The sequence below is a fragment of the Gordonia sp. ABSL11-1 genome, assembly GCF_030315685.1.
GTDB lineage: Bacteria > Actinomycetota > Actinomycetes > Mycobacteriales > Mycobacteriaceae > Gordonia.
The window spans coordinates 1-3,532 of the sequence record NZ_JASXSI010000057.1; the positions used below are offsets into that span (position 1 = coordinate 1).

The 3,532-nt window shown below is 66.1% G+C and carries 6 protein-coding genes and 1 pseudogene; 4 read left to right on the forward strand and 3 right to left on the reverse strand.

The window, feature by feature from the left end:
* Positions 1-323 precede the first annotated feature (323 nt).
* Entirely contained in the window at positions 324-623 is a 300-nt protein-coding gene (locus tag QSJ19_RS26280) for an antibiotic biosynthesis monooxygenase family protein (protein ID WP_286323998.1), read from the forward strand.
* Positions 624-718: 95 nt separating this feature from the next.
* Here the strand turns inward: QSJ19_RS26280 and QSJ19_RS26285 are convergent, their stop codons facing one another.
* Entirely contained in the window at positions 719-1,267 is a 549-nt protein-coding gene (locus QSJ19_RS26285) for a TetR/AcrR family transcriptional regulator (RefSeq protein ID WP_286323999.1), read from the reverse strand.
* Positions 1,268-1,304: 37 nt separating this feature from the next.
* Between QSJ19_RS26285 and QSJ19_RS26290 the strand changes: the two genes are divergently transcribed.
* From QSJ19_RS26290 to QSJ19_RS26300, 3 genes and pseudogenes are all read left to right on the forward strand, one after another.
* Positions 1,305-2,000, forward strand: coding sequence for a lysophospholipid acyltransferase family protein (locus QSJ19_RS26290; protein WP_286324000.1), 696 nt, complete (start codon positions 1,305-1,307; stop codon positions 1,998-2,000).
* A 35-nt stretch (positions 2,001-2,035) separates the two neighbouring features.
* Positions 2,036-2,461, forward strand: coding sequence for an IS5 family transposase (locus tag QSJ19_RS26295; RefSeq protein ID WP_286324001.1), 426 nt, complete (start codon positions 2,036-2,038; stop codon positions 2,459-2,461).
* A gap of 45 nt (positions 2,462-2,506) precedes the next feature.
* Positions 2,507-2,815, forward strand: a pseudogene (locus tag QSJ19_RS26300) (transposase); the annotation flags it as partial.
* Here the strand turns inward: QSJ19_RS26300 and QSJ19_RS26305 are convergent.
* Complete coding sequence (locus tag QSJ19_RS26305; protein WP_286324002.1) at positions 2,735-2,926, reverse strand: hypothetical protein; 192 nt, start codon at positions 2,924-2,926, stop codon at positions 2,735-2,737. The pseudogene QSJ19_RS26300 and the gene QSJ19_RS26305 sit on opposite strands and share 81 nt — an antisense overlap.
* Positions 2,927-2,929: 3 nt before the next feature.
* A partial coding sequence (locus QSJ19_RS26310) for a DUF2461 domain-containing protein (RefSeq protein ID WP_286324004.1) occupies positions 2,930-3,532 on the reverse strand: 603 nt, incomplete at its 5' end.

Here is a 3,532-nt window from a genome sequence, read left to right on the forward strand (position 1 = left end):
GTGATCAGTGATGCGGTCGATGACATTGCGGCCTCCCGAGTGACAGAACAGGACAGCAGGGCTTACGTGTTCTGCGACGGGCCGGCAAGTGGACACGGGGCGCGCTTCGTCTTCTTCTCTCCTGCTGGTGACAACACTACGAGAGGGCACCGACAAGATCGATTAGAGCGAGATCTCGACGAGAGACAACCTCACGTGAGGCGCTGCATCTCGTCGAGGGAGTCGGGCCGGCCTCCGGTGATAGAGGAGCGCCGAGGGCTAGACCGTATGAGGAGGTTTGGGGCCATGTCTGACAATTCGGAGGCGGGTGAGACGATGGCGCCGTGATTCTCGAACATGCGCTGCTGTCGGTTCGGTCCGGTGAAGAGGCCGACTTCCAGTCTGCGTTCGGCGAGGCGAAGGCGATCATCGCGGCCATGCCCGGCTTCGGCCGGCTAGCACTGTCGCGGTGCATGGAACGGTCGAACGTGTATCTGCTTCTCGTGGAATGGGAGAGGCTCGAGGATCACACGGAGGGGTTTCGGGGTTCGCCGGACTACGAGCGATGGCGGGCCCTGTTGCACCGCTTCTACGACCCGTTCCCGACCGTCGAGCACTTCAGGGCGGTGCAGGTGGTCGGATAGGTGGCGCTGGCAACGGGAGCCCGGTCAGTACGAGCGTTGGCCGCAGGACTTCGAGCTGTGGGCGCATCAGCGTCTGCAGCCGTAGGAGTTGGGTGTCACTGGAGGCTGTTGCGTACGACGCGGTCGATCAGCTCGTCCTCGTTGACACCGGAGGTGGCGACTTCGAGTGACCCGGTCGACGAGAGCACAGCAATCCCGTGGATACTCACCCAGAGCGCGGCGGCCGCACCCGCAGGGTCCGGCGTGGTTGTTGATCTCTGCACCAGGTCGACGACCCAGGAGAACAGGGGTCGCGACACCGTGCGCAGTTCGGCGCCGGATCCTTCGAGCAGGTCGTGTCGGAAGATCAGTGTGAACATCGCCGGCCGGCGGCGGGCGAAGCTTACATAGGCCGCGGCCACATCCGTGATGCCGTGCCCTGGCGTTTGTGCCGCGGCAGACAGGGTGGCGGTGAGGTCGCGGAGGCCCTGCTCCGCGACTGCGGCGAGGAGGCTGCGGTGCGTTGGGAACCATCGCCGCGGCGCTCCGTGGGAGACGCCCGCCCGCCGCGTGATCGCACGCAGACCGATGTCCGCCGAGCCGGTCTCCTCGAGCAGGTCGATGCCGGCCCGTACCAGTGCCGATCTTGTGTCGTTCCCATTCACGTAGACAGTGTCTCCCATCATCAAGTAGACACTGTCTATGTCTATCGGGAGTTCGTGCGTCTACCGGCTGTGTCGCCATGTCGTGATCGGTCCGGCGTTGTGTCTGCTGGGACGTCCGAAGATCGTCGGGCGCCGAAACATTCCGCGACGTGGGCCGGTGATCGTGGCGGCGAACCATCTCGCGGTCCTCGATTCCTTCTATCTGACGCTCGCAGTCAAGCGGCAGGTCATCTTCCTGGCGAAGAGCGACTATTTCGACCGCGGCGGTCTCGCTGGTCGGCTTCAGTGCTGGTTCTTCACGGCAGTGGGTCAGATCCCTGTTGATCGACGGGGCGGGAGCGGCGCTTCACCTGCCCTCGTGGCCGCGACCCGGATCGTCGAGCAGGGAGGGGCTTGGGGTATCCACCCGGAGGGAACGCGCTCGCCTGATGGGCGCCTCTACCGAGGGCGGACTGGTGCGGTCCGCGTCGCGATGGAGACCGGTGTCCCTCTGGTGCCGGTCGCGATCACTGGAACCAAGCCCGATCGCGGCGTGTGGTGGTGGCGTCGCCGGGTGGCGATCGAGATCCTCGAGCCCCTCGACCTGACGCCGTTTCGAAGTGCGGGTGTCGACGACGTACGAGCAGCAACGGACGCCCTGATGGCTGTGATCGGGTCCCGGACGGGTCAGGAGTACGTCGACACCTACGCCAAGACCTGGGTGCCACCCTCCGCCCGACCTGAAACGGCGTGACCGGCGTGAGAGCCGTTGCAGGTGAATCTGTTCCGATGTCAGGGCATCGAGTGTTGTCGGATGAGCAGTGGGAGATGATCGTGGACCTGCTTCCCGCGAGGACGGGTCGGCGTGGCCGCCCGTTCTCCGACGCTCGGTCGATGATTGAGGGCATCGTCTACCGCTACCGCTGCGGGATCGCATGGCCGGACGTGCTGGACGTATTCGGCCCGTGGCAGACCATCTGGACCAGGCACCGCCACCTCGCAGGCGACGGCACCTGGGACCGGGTCCTGGAACGCCTGCTCACCCACGCCGACGCAGCGGGAATCGTCGACTGGGCGGTGTCGGTGGACTCGACGATCGTTCGCGCGCACCAGCACGCCACGAACACCGCCACACAGGGGGATGCGTCGAAGTACACGAATCCTCCGATCGAGCCGCCAGACGACGCGATTGGCCGGTCCCGAGGCGGGCTGTAGACGAAGACCCGTCAGCTCGTCGACGGCCACGGACTGCCGCTGGTCGTGCTCGTCTCGCCAGGCCAGTCCGGTGACAGCCCCGCGTTCCCGCACCTGCTCGATCACCTGCGCGTTCCCCGCACCGGAGGTGGACGGCCACGGACCCGACCCGATCGGGTACGCGGCGACAACGCGTCCTCCTCGCGCGTCAATCGGAAGTTGCTGCGCCGCCGCGGGATAGGCGCGGTCATCGCGGAGCCGTCCGATCAGGCCTGCCACCGACGCCGTCGTGGATCACGTGGCGGTCGGCCATCGGCGTTTGACGAGGTCGACTACCGCGGCCGCAACGTCGTCGAGCGCCGGTTCGGTCATCTGACGCAGTGGCGCGGACTGGCCACTCGGTACGACAAGCTCGCAATTGTCTACCGCGCAGCCGCCGCCGTGCTCAACGACGGTCATTGCCTGGGCCAGACGATTGTCAGTCATGCCCTAGACGCCGTGTCGCACGACCCAGTCGACGAGGGGTGTCGTCGCCCGCCAGTCGTTCCGGATCCGCTCCACCAGCTTCGGGGTGTGGATGGCCTCGTCGAACCCGTAGTCGCGCGTGGCGGTCAGCGATGTGTGGCGCAACAACTCGATCCGCGGGTGGTCGGCATCCCACCCGCGGGGCGAGGCCTTCAGCGTGGTGCCGCCGATCTCCCATCCGGCCTTACGCAGTCTCGCGACGATCTTCTCGAGTTCGGGTCCGTGGTGTCGGTGATCGATCGCCGCCCGGATGGCCGCCAATCGCTCGGCCGACGCGTCGTAGAAACCGGCGCCGACCCGCACCCCGGGGGCACCGATCTGGATGTAATAACCGGTCGCGGGAGCCACCCCGACGAACGCACCCTGATGAGTCTTGTACGGTCTCTTGTCCTTCGCGAATCGGACATCCCGGTAGGGGCGAAAGATCTTGGCCTGCCCGAATTCCCCGGCGAGATCGTCGGTCAACGCCCGTATCGGCCCGGCCACCGCAGTCCGATAGGTGTCCTTGTGCGCCTCCCAGAACACCTTCGAGTTGTCGATCTCGAGATCGTCGTAGAAGTCGAGAGC

Bases quoted from the DNA above. Each gene is read 5' to 3' on its own strand.
- QSJ19_RS26295 (WP_286324001.1), top strand. From the start codon at position 2,036: ATGTCAGGGCATCGAGTGTTGTCGGATGAGCAGTGGGAGATGATCGTG.
- QSJ19_RS26305 (WP_286324002.1), bottom strand. From the start codon at position 2,926: ATGACTGACAATCGTCTGGCCCAGGCAATGACCGTCGTTGAGCACGGC.
- QSJ19_RS26290 (WP_286324000.1), top strand. From the start codon at position 1,305: ATGTCTATCGGGAGTTCGTGCGTCTACCGGCTGTGTCGCCATGTCGTG.